The organism is Candidatus Villigracilis proximus, assembly GCF_016717045.1.
Lineage (GTDB): Bacteria > Chloroflexota > Anaerolineae > Anaerolineales > Villigracilaceae > Villigracilis > Villigracilis proximus.
The window spans coordinates 205,867-224,950 of record NZ_JADJUO010000001.1 but is presented as its reverse complement, the minus strand read 5'-3'; the positions used below and the strand labels follow the sequence as shown (position 1 = coordinate 224,950).

Below are 19,084 nucleotides of genomic sequence, written 5' to 3'. Positions count from 1 at the left end.
CTTAATATTCGTGTACTTCGTGTCCTTGAGTTTCGATTTACGCGCCCAGATCCGTCCAGCGCAATTCTTTGCCGAGCGGCATATCTGTCAGCGCTTTGGTGCCGATCACGTTTTGAATCTGGTCGGGTTTGATGGCGCCGGGTGTGGCGGGACGCAGCACATCGATCATGTCACGGGTGAAAGTTTCACCGGCTTTGATCTCACGCGTAGCCCGCAGACAGCGGCGCTGAACGATCTGTGTTTCCTGTTCATTCTCTGCAATGAATTTATCTGAACTGCCCAACGAGCGTTCAAGCAGACGAGTCTCTTCGACCATCTTGGCCCAGTTTTCATGATTCACCGCAAATTTATGATCCGGCCATTCACGGTCATTGCTGTCTGTGAAGTGACGTTCGATCACACGCGCACCCAAAGTCACCGCGCCGAGGACGGGTGCAACTGAATGGGTGTGATCGGAGAGTCCCAGAATTACGTCGGGGAACATGGATGCAAAAGTTTTTAATACATTCAAATGCAAATGGTCATAATTATTCGGGCTGGCAGTGTAATTAGTATTGACGGCTTTGTATACTTCCACATATTGATCGAGGAAATCGATCGCTTCGAAATCATAGGGCGAGGAAAAATAGTCAATGCCGACTTCGTTACACTCCTCCACCAGAGTCATGGACCAGTCAAAAGGAATGGACGCACCTTTATAAACTTCAAAGACAGATTTCTTCCATGAAGCTTGATGACTCACTTGTCCGCCATTCATGGATTTGAATCCGTAATCAGAAACGATCTTCGGCGCATCAAAATTCTGGAACTTGGCCGCATCCGCGCCGGCTTCTTTCGCAAGGCGGATCAATTGCTTGGCACGCTCCATGTCACCATCGTGATTGGCGGCAATATCAGCGATGAAATATGTAGGGTGATTTAATCCAATTGTGTGTTTTCCGAATTTAATTTCCATAAATTCTCCATTTTTGTGGATAGCGGAGCGTATCCTGTGGGTAAAGGTGGCAAAACCTGTGGATAACCGAATTTTGCCTGTGGATAACTGGGATTTTTAGGGTGCTTTGAGCGGGGAAACTCCGCCTTTATAGTGCATAACTACGGATTTTCTGTGGATAATCCTGCTGATATTGGGTGAAAAACTCGTCCAAACCTGTGGAGAACTCGGGGAGAGATTCGCCCAAAGCTGTGGATAACTTGTGGGTGGAAAGCCATAAGTTGTGGGAACGCCGTGCTGTGAGGTTGGAAGAGAGAATGGACTTCGGTGAAATCTCGCTTTCCTTCAGGCTAAACCTACGCGCAATTTCAACCCCAAACTGATACTTGCTCATGGCCTGCGGACCGACCACATGGTACAGTCCACTTAGATTCTTTTGCAGCATTTTTATCAGAGTGCGAGCCGTGTCATTCACCAGCATCGGGCAAAATCTAACATCGGTGAATCCACTCATGCTTTTATTGTTGGTCAGGTTATGGTGGAAAAATTCAGCGAGACTTCTTCTGCCGCTTAAGCTCCAGCCATAAAAGTTAACACGTGCCACAATTGCATTTGAGTCTTCTGCAAACACGGCCTGCTCTCCATCAAACTTTGTTTGCGAATACACACCCAACGGATTGGGCGTATCTTCTTCGGTATAGAAGCCGTCTTTCTCGCCATCGAAAACTGCATCGGTGGAGATGTGAACGAAGGAAATGCCGCGTGCTTTGCAAGCCTTTGCCATTTGCGCGGGCAGGTCAATGTTGAGGCGGCGGGAAAGGTCTGGGTTGTTCTCGCAGGCTTCCAGGTCCGCTAGAGCCGCGCAGTTGATCAGCCATTCGGGTTGGGCAGAGTCAAGGGCTGAGTCTAATGTGCCAGTGTTTAATAAATCCCCATTCAAAATCTTAAATGGCGCGTTGACCAGTTTGCCGCGATCCACTGCGGTGATGTCGTGTGTATTCATTGTTTCCTGCGCGAGATTAAGGCCGAGCAGTCCACTGGCACCGGTGATGAGAATACGCGCCATATTTTTATCCCTCGAGCTTGCCTTGTGTAAATAATTGTTCGAATGCCTTCGATATCAAGCCATTCTGAATTATTGTCGCTGGAATAAGAATAACCTTCAGCAAGCGGTTTGCCTTTGGTCTGCCACGAATAACCAAACCAGGTGGCTTCGGCGGGCTGCACAACAAACATCGTATCGAGTTCAATTGTGTGGCGCGCTTCATCTTCAGAGATCAGCATCTCATGCAATTTCTCGCCGGGGCGAATACCGATGATATTAATTTCAGCATTCGGCGCGATGGCCTTCGCAAGGTCAACAACTTTTGTGCTGGGGATCTTGGGGACAAAAACTTCGCCGCCTTCCATTTGTTCAATGCAGGTGATGACGAAGCGCACGCCCTGATCGAGCGAAAGCCAGAAGCGGGTCATGCGGTCATCGGTGACGGTGATCTTGCCGCCCGCGCGTTGATTGAGGAAGAGCGGAACAATTGAGCCGCGTGAGCCGACGACGTTCCCGTATCTTACGCACGAGAATCTGGTCGCTGCTCCCCCGGCATATGCGTTGCTTTGAATCGTTAACTTCTCTCCGGCCAGTTTCGTGGCTCCGTATAAATTCGCCGGGCTGACAGCTTTATCAGTGCTGACCATCAATACTTTTTTGACACCCGCATCGAGCGCAGCTTCAACCACATTGGCCGTGCCCATGATGTTGGTCTTGATCGCTTCCATTGGATTGTATTCGCAGGCAGGAACCTGCTTCAGAGCCGCCGCATGGACAACAATATCCACGCCATGCAAGGCGCGCACAAGGCGTTCACGGTCGCGAATATCACCGATGAAATAGCGCAGGTTTTCCTGGTTATATCCACCGACCTGCATTTCGTGCTGTTTCAATTCATCACGGCTAAAGACGATGACTTTCTTTGGCTGTTTTTCTTCTAGCAAAATCTTGATGAATTTCTTGCCGAAGGAGCCGGTGCCGCCTGTGACTAATATAACTTGATCTTTCCAGTTCATAATAATTTCTCCTATTTCAAGGCTTCAAACAAGCCAGAGTCTTTTGTGATGAAGATCTTTCCATCTTTTTCAAGGGCTGCGGTAAATTCTTTTTTCAACTCATCAAGTTTTTCTTCAGACAGATCTGTTGCACTGATCGAAGAGCGGATGTATGCAATGAGCGGGTCCATTTCGGTCACTTGCAGGTTATCCATATATTGTGATTTCCTGACCTGTGAAAACACACTCTGCAATTGTTCCTGTCCATTTTCAAGTGTGAACGGATTGGAAAACATGCCCGGACGTTCGTTGATGTTTACATGATTCAGGAAGCGATACATTTCCTGCATGTGCGTCCCGCCCACTGTTGTTGCAATTAAGCGGCCGTCATCTTTGAGCACACGCTTGATCTCGGTCAATGCTTTTTCTCGGTCAGGGACATGATACAGCATGTGATTGGCGATGACCATATCAAATGTTTTATCGCCATACGGAATGGATTGCGCATCCATTTGCTCGAACTTGAAGCGGCGTCCCAGCGGAACGAGATTCCGCCACGCGGCATCCAGCATCCCGTCGGAAAGATCGGTGAGGGTGATTGCCCAGTCAGCGAGGATTCGGCTTGCGCAGGCTTTCCACATCTCCGCGGAGCCGCATCCCAATTCCAAAACTTTGGATTCAGCGGGCGATTTAACAAGGGTATCAAAGACCCAGTGAAACCAGCCCTGCGGATTGGTGCTAAAGCGCTGATGAATTGCAATGCGTGCATCCAGATTGGATGCATCTTTATATTGATCTTGTGTAAGATATTTTTGATCTGTAAATCTTTGCATGTTATTTTTTGATAACGATCAGCGGATACTGTCCGTTCTCGGCGAAGAATTTCGGGAAGACACCTTCAAGCCAGAAAACGAATTTCAAGAAGGCACGTCCGCCAAAGGGACGAACGAACCAGCGCAAAATACGTGTGCTGACACTGCGCCAGGGTTTGATCTCAATTTTCATCTGCGAACCGATCTCACGCTTGAGCCATTCGGGCGTCATCTTGCGGACGAATGTCCCTGTGGCATCTTCTTCATTCAGCCACTCTTTTTTCTTTTTGGTGGAACGACCTGACAACTTGCGCATCAGACCAATCAACGGTTCGGCGATGCGGCTTAGGAAAGGATCATGCCACCCGTTGACAATGGCCGCAGTCCGGCCAGTCACAAGTACGCGGTGAATTTCCGCATACGCACGCGGATGTTCGGGCAAAGCCAGATGATGAATGGCGTGCATGGAAACTGCGCCGTCAAAAGACTCTTGTTTGAAAGGCAGATTCGCGAGGTCGCCCACCACGAACAAGCCGTGGTCACCGATCCGCTCGCGGGCTTCGCGCAAGGCCTGAATGGAAATATCCAGACAAACGCGTTTCTCATATCCCTGCGAATAGACTTTGTATTCCTCATACTGTACAGGGCCAGAACCCGCATCTAGAATAAGTTTGCCGGTCGAGATCAGTCCATTCATGACACGCAAGCGTGTCTTGTGGATGTATTCACGGGAAACGGGACGCAGGTCTTCGTAACGGGCGTTTTGATACAGCCCGTCCTCTTCCTGCTGCCAGCCGATCTCGTCATAAAATTCGCGTACTTTTTGTTTGGTTTCGTTGGTCATTTTATATTCCGTCGGCGATTGCCATTGAGGCAGACGATGGCAATCGCAGGGACAATGCCCTACAATATTATTTCCACGTAAAAGGTTCATTCACCAGAAAATCAAAGGTGTCTTTAAATTGCGCCAGACCTTCTTCGCTTAATACTTTTTCCAAAGGCCAGACTTCAAGGTCATCCCAGAAATTCATCAAACGCCACGGGAACGGGCGCGGATATTCAAAGAAGAAACGATAGGCGTAGTTCCAGGCGAATTCAGTTTGCTTTTCATTCAATTGATGAGCAGGGATATCAGCCAGCACTTTTTCAAGAGTGGCGTAATATTCTTCCCATGTATTTGGGTCGAGAGTGATACCGCGCCCGCGATAATGCGTTTGTCCGCACGAGATGACGGGACGTCCGTTCATCGCAGTTTCGAGTCCGACGGTGGTCGTGTAGGCTAAACCAACATCGGCGATTTCGATCAAATCGTAGGTGTTGATCTTGTCCAATGCGCCGATAACATGAATATGATCGGGGAGTTCAGGCAATGCTTCGCGCACAACCGTCCCCATGGACTTGGCTTGCGGCACAAGTTTTTCACCGGGGTGAACACGAATCACCATTTGCACGTCAGTTCGTTTTGCAAAATATTGAACGGTCTTCGTGATCCATTCGGTCATGGAAGCGGCAAAGATGTCACGGCCAAGAGTCAGGCTGTCACCGAGTACATTCGCGGCGAGCATCACCACGGGACGGTCATCCAGATTAAGCAGCTTGCGCGTCTCTTGTGCGCCTTGCGAAGAGACATATTGCCAGAGTCGTTTGGATTTACCCCAGACACGCGCGCCGCGACGGGCATTTTCCAGGTCTGCCACACGCTCGAACATTTCATCGGTCATCGGTAAATGACAACGCGCATCAACAATGTAATCTGTATCCTGCTTCATAATGGACGAATTTTGCGCGAGCCAGATCTGTTCGCGCTGATCGTTGAATTCATACGTTACCGCATCAATGCCAAGATAACGCGCCACGCGGAAGACAATTCCCATTTCGAGAATCAATCCATTTGGGATCAAAACCACATCGGGCTTGTTGATCTGCATCCACTTGATAGCGGCTTTGGCGGCAAAGGTATTGCGCTCAATCCGCAAATCATACAACGCGCGGTCGCCCGCATCGTTCATATCCACTTCTTCACGCATCAGTGTGTATTGCACATCCCAAAGGGAAATCTCTTTAATGTCCGCTTGAATTTGTTCCGGCAGATCATTTTGATGCACCGCACGCAAGGTGTTGTGCGAAGTAAACGACGAGGATTGCATATCCAGCATCGAAACGTGTTCCACTAAAGGGGACAAACTCGCAAGCGCATCATGCGTGTGAAGTACGCGCTGTCTCTGTGTAAAGTTGTCTTTTTGCTTATGCCATTCGGAATAAGGCAGCGTCAACAAAGTAACTTTATGTCCCAAGCCCGCGAGTACCAATCCAAGATAAGCAGATTGTTCGATCCAATAATGAAGCGTAGCAAAGAATAAAACTTTTTTTCCGGGCGTTGCATTTTTTACAAATGGCTCAACGACCGCGCGAGCCGCAGGCAAGGATTTTTGCAAACGATCCAAATTAAAATGATCTTTGCGCGGACGATTCTTCGACCGGAGCATCCAATCGATTTCGGCAGTGAAAGGCAGGTCGCCCAAAAATTCTCGAAGGGGATTTATTTTTGACATGTTTTTAATTGGTAATTGGAGATTAGTAATTGGTAATTACCAATTACTAATCTCCAATCTTTTCAATCGCCCAATTCAAACGCGGGCGGACAGGGCCAACACGCGGCTCGGCCCAATGCATACCGGGCGCGCCGGTAATATCCACATTGAAGGCGATCGCATTTTCATCCATGAAATAACGGCGCACACCAAACGAGCTCGCGTTGACGCCGATGGTATAACGGCCTTCGTTGAAAACATCAGCGGGGATTTCTGCGCGGCTGATATAACGGCCGGATTTGCGCGAATCAAATTTTTCAAAAAGTTCCGGCGCATCCGTATCAAACGAAGTAAATACATATTCGCCGCGAATGGTGCTGAGATACATCCCAACCCGCAAGCCTGTGACGGGCGCATCGAGTTGATATTCAAACTCAACCGTGACGGATTCCATCGAGCGGACTGTATCGACTGCTTTCCCGCTTCGATTCTTAATCCGCAAGCTGATCGGCCTAAATGGAGCACTCGCCGCTGGGACATCTTCCATACTCCAGATCCGCTCCCCAGCCTGTGCCTGACCTGATGAAAGATAAAAATCAACGGCCTCTTGTGTAGGTCCGCGCATGATGAGTTGACCTTTGTTCAAAACGACAGCTTCCTGTGTGAGGCGCAAAATGGCAGACATGTTATGGCTGACGAACAAAACCGTGCGTCCCTGTTGTGCCACATCGCCCATTTTGCCGAGACACTTCTTCTGGAATTCGGCGTCACCCACAGCGAGGACTTCGTCCACAACGAGGATCTCAGGCTCAAGATGTGCAGCAACCGCAAACGCCAAACGTAGATACATGCCTGAAGAATAACGTTTGACTGGAGTATCAATATATTGCGTGACTTCAGAGAAATCAACGATCTCATCAAATTTCGCATCGATCTCAGCGCGCCGCATTCCCAAAATGGCGCCGTTCATATAGATATTTTCACGGCCAGTGAGTTCGGGATGAAAGCCGGTGCCTACTTCGAGCAGCGACCCAACACGTCCGCGAACAGAGACTGTCCCAACTGTGGGTTCGGTAACGCGCGAGAGAATCTTAAGCAATGTGCTTTTCCATGCGCCGTTACGGCCTACAATGCCAAGGACTTTGCCTTCTTCGAGATCAAAGGAAACATCCTTCAAGGCCCAGACATAATTCTGATTCTGTCTGCGGTCAGATTTGCCGATCATGGCCTTTGCGATTCGCACAGGCGCGTAAACGGTATCCATGATCACATCACGCAGCATGTTATAGCGGAACTTGGATTCCGCCGCGCCGATCTTATATTGTTTGCCGATGTTTTTTACTGAAATCGCCGTTGTCATTTATATCGTATCCGCAAAGGTCTTTTCCATGCTTCTAAAATAGAAAAGGCCGGAAACTAAAATCAAAATTGAAATCGTGGCAGAGACAAACAGGGTGACATCCGGGCCATTACCCGAACCGAGCAGCGCCCAGCGGAATCCATTCACCACGCCGGCCATCGGATTTAAGAAATACAGAATCTGCCATTTGGCCGAAATGACCGAGGAAGAATATGCCACAGGTGTGGCAAACAGCCAAAACTGAGTCAGAAACGGGAGGGCCTGATTTACGTCACGATATTGCACGTTGATCGCTGAAAGCCAAAGCGCCACACCGAGCGCAGTAATGATCGCCAACAACAGGAACAGAGGCAGAGTCCACAACACATTCCAGGCGGGGGTAACTTTGTAGTAAAACATCAAAATGATCAGGATCACGAAGGCGATCGCGAAATCAACCAATCCGGCAAAGACCGAAGACATCGGCAGAATCAAGCGCGGAAAGTAGATCTTGGTCACCATGTTGTTATGCGCCACCAGCGAACGGCTGCCCTGATTGAGCGCCGTGACAAAAAGTCCCCAGGGCAGTAACGCGGTAAATGCAAATACGGGATAGGGAATCCCATCTGTCGGGAGTTTCGCCACCCCGCCAAATAAAAAGGAAAAAATGAGCATGGTCATTACAGGCTGAATCACAGCCCAGGCCATGCCCAAAAGAGTTTGCTTATATTTCACTTTTACATCACGCCAAACCATGAAAAAGATCAGTTCACGGTAGATCCACAGGTCGCGCAGATTTAATGCGGCAAGACCTGAGGACGGCTTGATATAAATAGTGGTGGGTTCGTGGGCGGGGACTTTGGAAAGTTGTGTCATTTTTTACTCTGTCAAAAGTCGAAGGTCAAAGGTCATTCTAACCAGACCTTTGACTTTTGACGTTCAATCTATTTTATTTTGTCTCGGTTGGCTTTAAACCATTCAATCGTTCTACGCATGCCTTCTTCAAAGGAAATCTGTGCGCTCCAGCCAAATAATTCCTTTGCGCGCGAAACATCGAGTCCGCGGCGGGGTTGGCCGTTGGGTTTATCGGTTTGCCAGGCAAGTTTGCCCTGAAAACCAGTCAGTTTTACGATCATTTCGCTCAAATCCTTGATCGAAATCTCATAGCCCGAACCAATATTAACCGGCTGATCGCCATTATAGATCTCAGCAGCAGACACAATTCCATCGGCGGCATCTTCCACATACAGGAATTCACGGGTCGGAGAACCATCACCCCAGATCTGCAATTCCTTATCGCCGCGCTCATTGGCTTCGATCGCCTTGCGAATCAAAGCGGGAATTACATGCGAAGTTTCCAGATTGAAATTATCGCGCGGACCATATAAATTCACAGGCAAAAGATAAATGGCATTGAAGCCATACTGTTGGCGATAGGTTTGTGCCTGCACAAGCATCATCTTCTTGGCAAGGCCGTAGGGCGCATTTGTTTCTTCGGGATAGCCGATCCACAGATCATCTTCCTTGAAAGGCACAGGCGTAAACTTGGGATAAGCACAGACCGTACCTGTAGCGACAAACTTACCCACGCCGCGTTTGTAGGCATGGTGCATTAATTCCACGCCCATGATCATATTGTCGTAGAAAAATTCTGCAGGATGGTCGCGGTTTGCACCGATGCCGCCCACGTTTGCCGCGAGATGAATCACGATCACATTCTTTGGGTCAACACCTTTGAGCGCATCATCGTACACACGTTCAATTGCACCGCGATCGGTCAGGTCATAATCTTTTTGCGCGGAATAAAAATATCGACCGCGCCGCGCTTCTTTAAATTTTCAACAACGAATGAGCCGAGGAAACCACCGCCGCCCGTGATGAGAATACGTTTATTTTGCCAAAAATTTTCTGCCATGGTATTTCTCCTTTAGATTTAGACTGGACTTTGAAAGTCTCTTGAAATTAAATTATTGAACAATAAACTGCGCGTTGCGGTAACGGTCATCTGTTGGGTTGCGGATCAAGCCGGATTTCAGCGCAAACAAAACTTCACGCACGCCATCATCCACATTCAATGTGGTATCAAAGCCAAGTACGCGTTTGATTTTTTCAAATGAAACCGTGATATCACGCATGTCACCGCCAAAAGACATATCCTTATATTCCACAATTGTTTCTGGCATACGCTTAAGCACCAAGCCTACAATATCGTTTTTGGAATAATTTCCGTTTTCAGTGCCAAGGTTAAAAACCTGCCCGCGCACAATATCTTTATCGGCTTCGATACCCATCATCACGCCGCGCACCACATCGCGGATGTGAACGAACGAGCGCGAATATCCGCGCTGATAAATGATGAGCGCTCTCTTCGTGAATGCTTCAAGTACAAATTGATTGACGATCAAGTCAAAGCGTGTGCGCGGAGAAATTCCATATAAAGTTGCAAAGCGGAACAACAAAGGCGCAGTCACGGTATCTTTTTGCGCAAGCAAAAATTCCTCGCTGGCGATCTTTGTCTCTGCATATAATGATTGCGGATTTAAAGGGGATTCTTCGGTGACCGGCTTGCCGTCTTCAGATAAACCATAGTTGCTGTAGGTGGACGCGAACACGATTCTTTCCACGCCCAAATCTGCTGACTGACCATGGACATTTTTTGTGGCCTCGACATTGTACTTCCAGGATACCTGCTTTCCCACCGCCTGACAGGCTGGGAAGCCAACGATCGCCGCCAGATGAATTACGGTGTCCGGCTTTTGCCAGTCACGTTTGAGAGAATCACGCACTGCACGATTCTCGGTTACGTCAGCTTTGACAAAGTGGAAGTTGGGATGATTCAGAAACGGGACAATGCTCTCGCCGCCGAACAGTAAACTGTCGAGGACGGTGACTCTGTAATTGGCGCGCAGCAACTCCGAGGTCAGGATCGAACCGATATATCCGGCTCCGCCTGTGATCAGTATATGACGCTCTGTCATTCTATGCCCTCCAGTCGAATCTTATATCCATCCAAAATCAAGGAAGGTGCGGTTTTATCATTTACAACCGAAATACCTTGTTCAAGACATGTGAGTTTGCAAATATCAGCCACACCGCCAGCGCCGACAATACGCACGCGATCGAAACCGGCATTGCGAATTTTCGCCACATGATCCTTCACCCGCTGACGGGTTCGGCGATAAACAGAGAAAGAACGTTCCACATAATCCACCGCGAGGCGGGCGCGCAGGGCAAGTCCTTCGGGGGTAATGATATAGCGCAGTTTCTTGCGCTCGGCACGCGAAACCTTGACCGCGCCCTTGGCGATGAGTCGTTTTAAATGCCAATTAACAGTGCCAACTGCCACCCCCAATTGGGTAGCCAGCGCAGATTGGTTTACATCGGGGTCGCTCTCGATTTGTTCAAGCAGGGAGAGTTCGCGGAGTTCGTCGTTTGTTGATTCCATATATTTTGTGTTCCAAAATTCAGTGGCTGAATTATAACAGGAATAACGGGTTGCGAATCAACTATTTTTTGCCCCATTTGGGTTTACGTTCAGGGAGTTTGTGAATTTAAGCGATAAATATCATACCCATCCACGGTATCAACACGGGTATAGTTTTCATGGATAAAATCCAGCATATCCTTGTAATTATGCGCGAGGACAACATCCTTATATTTGATCTTATATTGCTTACGGACCTCGGGATCAATATCGGGGATGCGTTCACGGTCAGCGGGTTCGATCATGTTGATAACCAGTTCTGGCGGATCTGCCGTGAATTGGGAATAAAACTGATCTGCCCAATGCTCCCCCAACGGAGTGTCCACATGGATCAGTGGATAGGGCAGAAATGACGCGGGCGATTCTCTGTCAGAAGCAAAATTAATGATCGGGCGAAATCCCCAGACAAAGACTTCGTCTTGAGGCGCTGTATTCTCACGAATATAGGAAGTCACGGGGTCACGATAATCTACATCAGTTTCTGAAGAAACTATCTGCGCAAGGACAGCGCCGTAATTTTTCCAGACATTGATTTTTCCGATCGGAAGAATAGCCAACAAAGCTAATAAAAGCACAAAAGTATATTGCTCAGCACGAGGCGCGAATTTATGCAGAAAAATATAAATTAGATAAGCCGCTAACAGCCCCAAATATGGCGACCATCCAAGAAAGTAATGCGGATAATTTCGGCCTGAAAGCGAGCTTAATACCGCTTCAATCGGCCAGCCGATCACCAAAATTAAAAGGAATTTTCCCAGAAGCGTATCAACCACTTGACGCTTAAAAAACGAAAATAGAGATAGGCCATACCCAAGCAGCGCAATAACTACAAACACAAAACCGATTGAGGCAGAAGCATTTAACAGACCCTCCAAAATTCGAGTCAGCCCGCCCCCTTCGCTATATTGAGCATTAAAGACCAGCACAACATTGATCATTTCCTGTAGCGCACCTTGCAGGGTAAAATACAAAACAACTGGAGCCAGCACAACCACGACGCCAAAAAGCATCAGAATGGCTCTTTGAAAAAGCAAACGCCAATCTCTGGATAAAATCGCCAAAACAAAATAGGCGCCCGCAGTTCCAGCCTGCATACCGATATTATTGGGTCGAAGTAAAATATTTGCGCCGAGGGAAACCCCAACCAGAAACGTGTAAATCTTATGATCTGATCGCTCCAGACTTTTCAAATAAAACAATACAGCAATAAAACTAAACAGCAGCGAATATTCTTCTGAAAAATTTCCACCTTGCAACGTATTTCCAGCAGCGGTGATCCAGATAAACGTCCCGATCAGAGCCGGGATCATTCCCATCAAGCGTTTGACCAGGGTATAACCAATATATCCGGCGCCCAAAAAGAAAAGGAATTCAAGCAGCCATCCCCCCCAACGTGACCCGTTGGTTAGAAAAAGCCCAAGTGCGTTAATATAAAAAACGAGGGGTCCCTTATTTTCCCAAACATCCAGATAGGGAATTTTTCCCTTTAGGACCAGCGAGCCGATATATAGAAAAATCCCGCCATCACGCCCCGGATAGGAAAACAAAGGATTGGACAATATCCCCAAAATCAACAGTCCCAGCCACCCTGTTGTAATGATCTTCTCGAACAAGCCATAACGAAGGGAAGACGGTAACTGTTGCTGCATGATGCACCTGAACATCTGATTTTTTAAAAATAGACCGAAAAAAACAAGTAAAACACGAAAAACTCGGGAATAGCTTCAAAACTAAAATTAATCAGCATTATAATCGTAACAACAAAAAATAAAGGAAGCATAATGGAAGCTTATTTTCAAACTCGTCAAGATCACTGGGATGCCATCGCTCAAAAACGCGACCACTGGCACGGCATGGGCAGATGGTACCACCGCCGCTTAATCGAAATCTATCAATATCTGGTCAACCCAAATCAACGTGTCCTTGAAATCGGATGCGGTATGGGCAGTCTGCTGGCGCACCTACACCCTTCGCGCGGTGTCGGTATTGATTTTTCAGCCGAGATGATCGCAAGGGCCAAAAAACGCCATCCAGAACTTGAGTATTATCAGGCCGACGCGCATGATCTCTCAGGTATCGAAGGTGAATTTGATGTCATCATTCTTTCAGACACCATTAACGACCTATGGGATGTACAACTGGCGTTCGATCAAATACGCAGGTTATGCACACCGCATACGCGCATCATTATTAATTTCTATAGTCATCTCTGGCAATTCCCGCTGACCATTGCGCAGTCTCTTAACCTGGCCGCGCCCATGCTGAATCAAAACTGGCTCACCCCGGAAGATATCAATAACATGCTCCACCTTTCGGGTTTTGAAAATATTCGCACCACGCGCGAAATTTTATGGCCGCTGCCATTGGGCGGGCTTGCAAATCGGTATCTCGTAAAACTCTGGCCCTTCAACGCATTTGCACTTTCCAATTTTGTCATTGCGCGTCCTGAGGCGCAACCCACAGAACAACCCAGCGTTTCCGTGGTCATCGCCGCGCGCAACGAAGCAGGCAATGTCAAAGCGATCTTTGAACGCGTGCCGAAGATGGGAAGCCGGACCGAGATCGTTTTCGTTGAAGGACATTCACGCGATAACACCTACGAAACCATTGCGGATGAAATTCCGCTTCACCCTTCGACGCCAAGCCTGCTCTTCCGTCAACCGGGCATCGGCAAAGCGGACGCAATTCGACTCGGCTTCGAGAAAGCCACCGGCGATATCCTGATGATCCTCGATGCAGACTTGACCGTCCCACCTGAAGACCTGCCGCGTTTTTATGATGCCATCGTCTCAGGCAAAGGTGAATTCATCAATGGCGTGCGTCTTGTTTATCCAATGGAAAAAGAAGCCATGCGCACGCTGAACTTCATCGGCAATAAATTATTCAGCATGACATTCTCATGGTTATTGGGGCAGCCCATCAAAGACACCTTATGCGGCACAAAAGTAATGTGGGCCAAAGATTACGCGGAGATCGCGGCCAATCGCTCCTACTTTGGAGATTTCGATCCCTTCGGCGCTTTCGACCTGATCTTCGGCGCTGCCAATTAAACTCGAAAAATTATTGATCTCCCGATCCGCTATCGTGACCGCACCTACGGCACAACCAATATCTCACGATGGAAACACGGGTTGCTGTTGTTGAGAATGGTGGCATTCGCCGCACGTCGTATTAAATTTGTGTAATTAGAATCGTTGAATCAAAAAAGTGTGTCACGTGCCGAGATCAGCACATGACACACTTTTTATTTAAATCACGTTACATAATGAATAATGCCAAAGATCATGACACCCCTTCGGGGTTAGACGAATTTTTTCGTTAATTCTAGAATCATTTCACTCCTTCGGAGTGATGCTGCGTATGGTGAGTTAATAAGAACCTGCAAGAAAATTATTAAGGCTTGCCACAAAGCATCCAAGCCTCAAAGAAATAAACTTTGTGTTTTCGTGGCTTTGGGGCTTTTGCTGACAGACTCTTAAGTCCATCAGCAAGCTGATCGACTCCATAATATTATTTACAAATTGCGGGGTCAAATAGGGTGGAAGAATACGCGGCCTGTGTATTGCCCTGTTTTACCAGCACGAACCACATTTCGCCATTGTTGTCAAAAGCCAAGGTCACATCTGATGCGTTGGGAAAGAATTTTGGCGTCTCCAACAGTGGAAAGACGATGCGGGCCTTTTTCTGTCCGATCATTTCAAAGACCAGCCGGCCTTCATCCACAGCTTTGTAGCCGACGGCATCGGTAAACGATTCGCCGAAGCCAGCCTCATAATAGCGCGGATATAAAGCCCGCCCCTGCACGAAGGTCAACTGGTTATCGTCCACAACTTTTTTTAAGCATGCCGCATCGACATTGGTCTGCGCCGCAAGCACGCTCCGCATGGACTCTTGAGATTCAAGCGGGTATCTTTGCGAAAATATTTTTTCGCTCCATGGAAGAGAAAGACCAACACCCAGGAATAATATCTCTGCAAAAAGATATTGCGGAATATTTGGCAGGCTGACATGCGCCGCAAGCGAAATAGTATTTTCCTCATACCATTTGAGGATCAGCGAACGTCCATTTTCAAGCGCGAATAGAAACGCACTTAACAATGCAAAAAGGCCGATCATATAATATAGATACACCGACCAGTCCATCGTCAGCATGAAGCGTTGACCTGAGAGAAGCGCCAGCGAAGTCCACAGGTTATAGACCAGGTTAAGCACCAGGGGCAGAAATCCCATCCAGCCATTTTTTTGCCAGGCGGTGGTTAATCCCAGCCCAAAAAGAAAAAGATAAAATCCAAGCAATAGGCTCTGGGATAAATTGGGTCTGCCTTCCCACATTTGCCAGAAGGCGTAGGTTGGCGTCCAAAGTTCGAGAGGATGTTTGAGGTCGCTTCGTAATGGAAACAACAAAATATTATTCACGCCATGATTTGCAAAAGAATTGATAATTCCATTTACCGCGCCCCATGGGTTGCTTAAAATGGCTCCACTTGCAATATCAAGTAATCGTTTTTCGGTAGACTTTTGAATAGCTAAGATTGCCTGTAAATGGAGAGACAAGGTTTGATGTGTAATCGCGCAAAACTGCAAGCAGGGCGATGGAAATCCCCACGGGCCGCCCAAAAAATTCCGAGCCAAACAGGTATAACAAAACAGGAAACAAAGCCAGAAACAGCGATTGGACGGAAATCACATCGGCATAATTTTGCCCGACTAGTGAATGGATAAATGCAAGGAACACTATGTAGATGGGACGCTGGGGAATATCATTCGCGCCCAAGCCATTGCCAATCAAAATGGACTGGGCATATCCATCATAGACCTGGGCATCAATAAATGGATAGATTTCATAATTCGGTCCAATTGGATCCAACGCGGATGGATTTGGAATAACCGGTTGTCCGAGCCAAAAAACAACAGTTAACAGCCATACCGCAACAGAAATCCACAGGTCCAGCCGCTGAAATTTAAATCTTTTCCCACTTGTTTCAAAAATAATCATGCCGAGACAAAACAGACAAGCCAGAACGATCTGCCACTCCAGCAAAGGAACTGCGGGCTGTCCGCGTGCCCAATCTCCCTTGTAGACTGTCGCGATCCCCAAATCGGTAATGGATATAAAAAGACTCGCGAGTCCGAGGACTGTCAGGACGATCAAGACCCTTGCCGGGAAACCGGCGGGGATCTTTTTGTAAATATCCAAATTGTGAAAATTAAAAAATAAAATAATCACAATGATTTCCAGGGAAACAAAGGTCATCAAATTGAGGATGGGCGAGAGTCGTTCCAGATAAGCGGTGTAGTTAAAATCTCCTGTCAGCCCGGACAGTTCCAAAATTATCATCAAGAACAATCTAAACGTCACAAGAATTGATGTAACGATCAAAATACCATCACGTATTGCGGTTCTTTTTAAGAACACCTGCGCTTTATCCATCCACACGGAAGTGCGGAGCATAAAAACAATCAAGGCAAAGTTGAGAATGATCCAAAAAGCCAGCATCCCGCTCATCAATGTCCGTTGAAAGGATAGCCCCAAAAAAAAGTTACCCTGATCGGCAGGCAAAATAACAAACTGCCACAAGGCGATTAATCCATGCAAGGCCCACAGGCTAAAAAGAGCGATCCATCTATTTTTATTGGAAAGATTTGAGGCAAAGGACATGCGGAACTCCGGATCGATTTTTCATAAAAGATACTTCAAATCAAATTATATCTTTATTCAACACCCCGAAAATTCCCAAAAGAATCGAACGGGAAAATTTATTTTATACCGCACTCGGTCACAAATTGCGCTTTTTAGAGAGGGGAAAGCGCAATTTGTGACAGTGAGTATTATATATCTTCGATATTCGCTTCTGCACAACCGGAGATAACCATAAGAATAGGGCGCCCGGGCGCCCTATTCTTATTTACAAGCCGAGATATTTATCAGCCTGCGAAAATCCTTTCGATAATCATCAGGCGCGCGGATGCCCTTTACTTCATCCACAATCTGAACACACGCATCCTGAAACAGGGTGCGATTCTGCTCACTCCAAAGATCCCATTCCTCAGCCCCAAAATACACATAATCATAGCCAGCCGCCTGTAATTCATAGGGATCGGGCTCAATGCCCAATTCCACCCACTCTGGATATGGAATATATAGGGTTTCATAGGAATCGGAAAAACGGCCAAAGACCGTCACTGCGCGATGCGGAAGCAGATCAAAAACCTGGGAAGCGGGCTCCAACTGATTCCAATATTGTTTGGAGATGCGTACATCCAATTCCTGGATGAAAAACGGCAGGGTTGGCTTCTGCGCGGCGATCAATTCAATGCCAAAGATGAACAATCCGCCAAAAATGGATATTAGCCCCAGCACAGCGGCTCCGGCCTTGATCGTTTCAGTGCGCTTCCTGGCCCATATCCACACAAACGGAACTGCATATAAGGAAGCAGGGAAAATAATATTACTTAACAAACGACTATTGGCACTAATGCCCGCACTGCCCGCATATTGCACAAAAAGCACAACGAATCCTGTCGCAGCGCCAGCGGCCAGTATGGCTTCCCACCAGCGTTGAAGGCGTGTCATTTTTAGTCCCCAGATAAACAACAATGGCAAGACGAGTAACACGGGTCCCATTTCAAGCAACGCAACCAGTAATTGAGCAGGGTTAAATAAGGATAGCGTACCAAGATGAGCCGAGATGACTGTCGGCGGCCAGGCAAAAATTACGCCAAACGTGTGATACCCCTCACGCGTGCCTCCCATCAAACCTGCGACAAGGTCCTGTGCGATAACCGTCAACACACCGCCTTGAATTAAAGAAATGACCGAAGCCGCACTCACTATCAAAATCCACATGATCGCACTGCGCGGAATTTGGCGTGCATGTTGTACAAGCAAATACACCAGAATTACAAAGAACAAATTCGGGAGAAGCGTAAGAAAGCCAAACTCGCTAACCAGCGCAGACGCAGCAAGTAAAACAGCAATGATCGCTCCGCTCTTAAAATCCTGCGTGCGGCGATACAACATTAAGACCAGAATCAAAATCAAAAGGCCGAGTACACCGACACCGTTATGTGCCATGGTATTGGAGCTATTCAAGCCGTTGACAAACGCAAACGGAAACTCGATCGGGCCGGCGCCTTCAATTTTCCAAAAATTAGTTAATGCCTCGGAGAGGTTCTCACCCGAAATTTTGCCTGAACCGATCAAGGTAATGCGATCTGAAATCCACGCAACAAAAGCGGGAGGGAATATCAGCAATATCCAGCGCACGCCTGAAGAAAAGGCCATGAACAAGCCGCCGAATATCCCGGCCATGTGACTGCGCGTCATGCGGCGTGTCCACAGATAGGTGAGCATAATGGTCGGGCCGAATACCAGCGCGCGTGCCAAATCCATGGCGGTCCAGGCGAAGATATCGCCGAGGCGCATCAATTGCGCACCCAACAGGATCAATAAATAATGATAGCCAAAAGCAACGTTCAGATCGAACGGAAAATGAGGAGGAATGTCTCCCAGCGCCATTAAGGAGGCTGCCGGTAAATTTTGACGATCATCGAAAATATTGAGGCCGAAGCCAATGATGGCAAAAGATATACGATCAACGCCAGGGAAGCGAGCTGCCCCCACGAGATCAAGAAAATACCTTTGCCCCCCATCTTTAAGCGCGGCCATGCAAAAATAAAACCAAGTGCGAGTGTTGCAAAAGCCCCCAGCCAAAACGCGGAAAGGATCGGCGCAAAATGGGCAAAGCCATTGGACAACCAAAGCTGCAAGACCATGCCGAGCGAAATCCCCGTGATCATTTGCTCACGACGCGGAATATTAAACCCGACCACGATCAGCCAGCCGCCGATGGCCCAAACTAAAAACCAGATAAGAAGCGGAAGAATGTTTAGAAGTTGAGAGATCATTATAGGGAAGAGCTCCGGATTGACTCGGTTATTTCC

At 47.7% G+C, this 19,084-nt stretch carries 16 protein-coding genes and 1 pseudogene; 1 reads left to right on the top strand and 16 read right to left on the bottom strand.

The features are described from left to right. Positions 1 to 37: 37 nt before the first annotated feature. From IPL71_RS01130 to IPL71_RS01075, 12 genes and pseudogenes are all read right to left on the bottom strand, one after another. A complete protein-coding gene (locus IPL71_RS01130; protein WP_345318134.1) occupies positions 38 to 955 on the bottom strand; it encodes an N-acetylneuraminate synthase family protein in 918 nt (305 codons plus the stop codon). Positions 956 to 1,082: 127 nt separating this feature from the next. Continuing rightward, positions 1,083 to 2,000, bottom strand: a complete 918-nt coding sequence (locus IPL71_RS01125; protein ID WP_345318133.1) for an SDR family oxidoreductase — start codon at positions 1,998 to 2,000, stop codon at positions 1,083 to 1,085. Beyond that, positions 1,934 to 2,995, bottom strand: a complete 1,062-nt coding sequence (pseB, locus tag IPL71_RS01120; protein WP_345318132.1) for a UDP-N-acetylglucosamine 4,6-dehydratase (inverting) — start codon at positions 2,993 to 2,995, stop codon at positions 1,934 to 1,936. Before pseB ends, IPL71_RS01125 begins: the two co-directional genes overlap by 67 nt. 11 nt (positions 2,996 to 3,006) lie before the next feature. Beyond that, on the bottom strand, positions 3,007 to 3,807 hold the full coding sequence (locus IPL71_RS01115) for a class I SAM-dependent methyltransferase (protein WP_345318131.1): 801 nt from the start codon (positions 3,805 to 3,807) through the stop codon (positions 3,007 to 3,009). Between the two features lies 1 nt (position 3,808). Next, complete coding sequence (locus IPL71_RS01110; RefSeq protein ID WP_345318130.1) at positions 3,809 to 4,630, bottom strand: class I SAM-dependent methyltransferase; 822 nt, start codon at positions 4,628 to 4,630, stop codon at positions 3,809 to 3,811. Between the two features lie 67 nt (positions 4,631 to 4,697). Further along, positions 4,698 to 6,308, bottom strand: coding sequence for a capsular polysaccharide export protein, LipB/KpsS family (locus IPL71_RS01105; protein ID WP_345318129.1), 1,611 nt, complete (start codon positions 6,306 to 6,308; stop codon positions 4,698 to 4,700). Between the two features lie 76 nt (positions 6,309 to 6,384). Further along, complete coding sequence (locus IPL71_RS01100) at positions 6,385 to 7,677, bottom strand: ABC transporter ATP-binding protein (protein ID WP_345318128.1); 1,293 nt, start codon at positions 7,675 to 7,677, stop codon at positions 6,385 to 6,387. Further along, complete coding sequence (locus IPL71_RS01095) at positions 7,678 to 8,532, bottom strand: ABC transporter permease (protein ID WP_345318127.1); 855 nt, start codon at positions 8,530 to 8,532, stop codon at positions 7,678 to 7,680. A gap of 68 nt (positions 8,533 to 8,600) precedes the next feature. Then, positions 8,601 to 9,571 (bottom strand): annotated as a pseudogene (locus IPL71_RS01090) (GDP-L-fucose synthase family protein). 52 nt (positions 9,572 to 9,623) lie between these two features. Next, positions 9,624 to 10,634, bottom strand: a complete 1,011-nt coding sequence (locus IPL71_RS01085; RefSeq protein WP_345318126.1) for an NAD-dependent epimerase/dehydratase family protein — start codon at positions 10,632 to 10,634, stop codon at positions 9,624 to 9,626. Continuing rightward, positions 10,631 to 11,101 carry a winged helix-turn-helix transcriptional regulator gene (locus tag IPL71_RS01080; RefSeq protein WP_345318125.1) on the bottom strand — a complete coding sequence of 157 codons (471 nt, stop codon included), beginning with the start codon at positions 11,099 to 11,101 and terminating at the stop codon, positions 10,631 to 10,633. Before IPL71_RS01080 ends, IPL71_RS01085 begins: the two co-directional genes overlap by 4 nt. An 89-nt stretch (positions 11,102 to 11,190) precedes the next feature. After that, entirely contained in the window at positions 11,191 to 12,789 is a 1,599-nt protein-coding gene (locus IPL71_RS01075; protein ID WP_345318124.1) for a glycosyltransferase family 39 protein, read from the bottom strand. A 132-nt stretch (positions 12,790 to 12,921) separates the two neighbouring features. Between IPL71_RS01075 and IPL71_RS01070 the strand changes: the two genes are divergently transcribed. Next, positions 12,922 to 14,190 (top strand): glycosyltransferase, encoded by a 1,269-nt coding sequence (locus tag IPL71_RS01070; RefSeq protein WP_345318123.1) that lies wholly within the window; start codon positions 12,922 to 12,924, stop codon positions 14,188 to 14,190. 460 nt (positions 14,191 to 14,650) lie between these two features. Here IPL71_RS01070 and IPL71_RS01065 read toward each other — a convergent pair whose 3' ends face one another. The 4 genes from IPL71_RS01065 to IPL71_RS01050 all read right to left on the bottom strand — a co-directional run bounded on the left by IPL71_RS01065 (position 14,651) and on the right by IPL71_RS01050 (position 19,048). Further along, complete coding sequence (locus tag IPL71_RS01065; protein ID WP_345318122.1) at positions 14,651 to 15,556, bottom strand: hypothetical protein; 906 nt, start codon at positions 15,554 to 15,556, stop codon at positions 14,651 to 14,653. A gap of 76 nt (positions 15,557 to 15,632) precedes the next feature. Further along, positions 15,633 to 16,799: a hypothetical protein gene (locus tag IPL71_RS01060; RefSeq protein ID WP_345318121.1), complete on the bottom strand. Its 1,167-nt coding sequence runs from the start codon at positions 16,797 to 16,799 to the stop codon at positions 15,633 to 15,635. A gap of 243 nt (positions 16,800 to 17,042) precedes the next feature. Next, positions 17,043 to 18,659, bottom strand: coding sequence for a hypothetical protein (locus tag IPL71_RS01055; protein ID WP_345318120.1), 1,617 nt, complete (start codon positions 18,657 to 18,659; stop codon positions 17,043 to 17,045). Next, positions 18,659 to 19,048, bottom strand: a complete 390-nt coding sequence (locus IPL71_RS01050; RefSeq protein ID WP_345318119.1) for a hypothetical protein — start codon at positions 19,046 to 19,048, stop codon at positions 18,659 to 18,661. The genes IPL71_RS01055 and IPL71_RS01050 overlap by 1 nt, the downstream gene beginning before the upstream one ends. Between the last annotated feature and the right edge of the window lie 36 nt (positions 19,049 to 19,084).

Excerpts from the sequence above, each read along its gene's own strand:
- IPL71_RS01130 (WP_345318134.1), bottom strand. The coding sequence starts at position 955 with ATGGAAATTAAATTCGGAAAACACACAATTGGATTAAATCACCCTACA.
- IPL71_RS01125 (WP_345318133.1), bottom strand. The coding sequence starts at position 2,000 with ATGGCGCGTATTCTCATCACCGGTGCCAGTGGACTGCTCGGCCTTAAT.
- pseB (WP_345318132.1), bottom strand. The coding sequence starts at position 2,995 with ATGAACTGGAAAGATCAAGTTATATTAGTCACAGGCGGCACCGGCTCC.
- IPL71_RS01115 (WP_345318131.1), bottom strand. The coding sequence starts at position 3,807 with ATGCAAAGATTTACAGATCAAAAATATCTTACACAAGATCAATATAAA.
- IPL71_RS01110 (WP_345318130.1), bottom strand. The coding sequence starts at position 4,630 with ATGACCAACGAAACCAAACAAAAAGTACGCGAATTTTATGACGAGATC.
- IPL71_RS01100 (WP_345318128.1), bottom strand. The coding sequence starts at position 7,677 with ATGACAACGGCGATTTCAGTAAAAAACATCGGCAAACAATATAAGATC.
- IPL71_RS01095 (WP_345318127.1), bottom strand. The coding sequence starts at position 8,532 with ATGACACAACTTTCCAAAGTCCCCGCCCACGAACCCACCACTATTTAT.
- IPL71_RS01085 (WP_345318126.1), bottom strand. The coding sequence starts at position 10,634 with ATGACAGAGCGTCATATACTGATCACAGGCGGAGCCGGATATATCGGT.
- IPL71_RS01080 (WP_345318125.1), bottom strand. The coding sequence starts at position 11,101 with ATGGAATCAACAAACGACGAACTCCGCGAACTCTCCCTGCTTGAACAA.
- IPL71_RS01075 (WP_345318124.1), bottom strand. The coding sequence starts at position 12,789 with ATGCAGCAACAGTTACCGTCTTCCCTTCGTTATGGCTTGTTCGAGAAG.
- IPL71_RS01070 (WP_345318123.1), top strand. The coding sequence starts at position 12,922 with ATGGAAGCTTATTTTCAAACTCGTCAAGATCACTGGGATGCCATCGCT.
- IPL71_RS01060 (WP_345318121.1), bottom strand. The coding sequence starts at position 16,799 with ATGTCCTTTGCCTCAAATCTTTCCAATAAAAATAGATGGATCGCTCTT.
- IPL71_RS01055 (WP_345318120.1), bottom strand. The coding sequence starts at position 18,659 with ATGGCGCTGGGAGACATTCCTCCTCATTTTCCGTTCGATCTGAACGTT.
- IPL71_RS01050 (WP_345318119.1), bottom strand. The coding sequence starts at position 19,048 with ATGATCTCTCAACTTCTAAACATTCTTCCGCTTCTTATCTGGTTTTTA.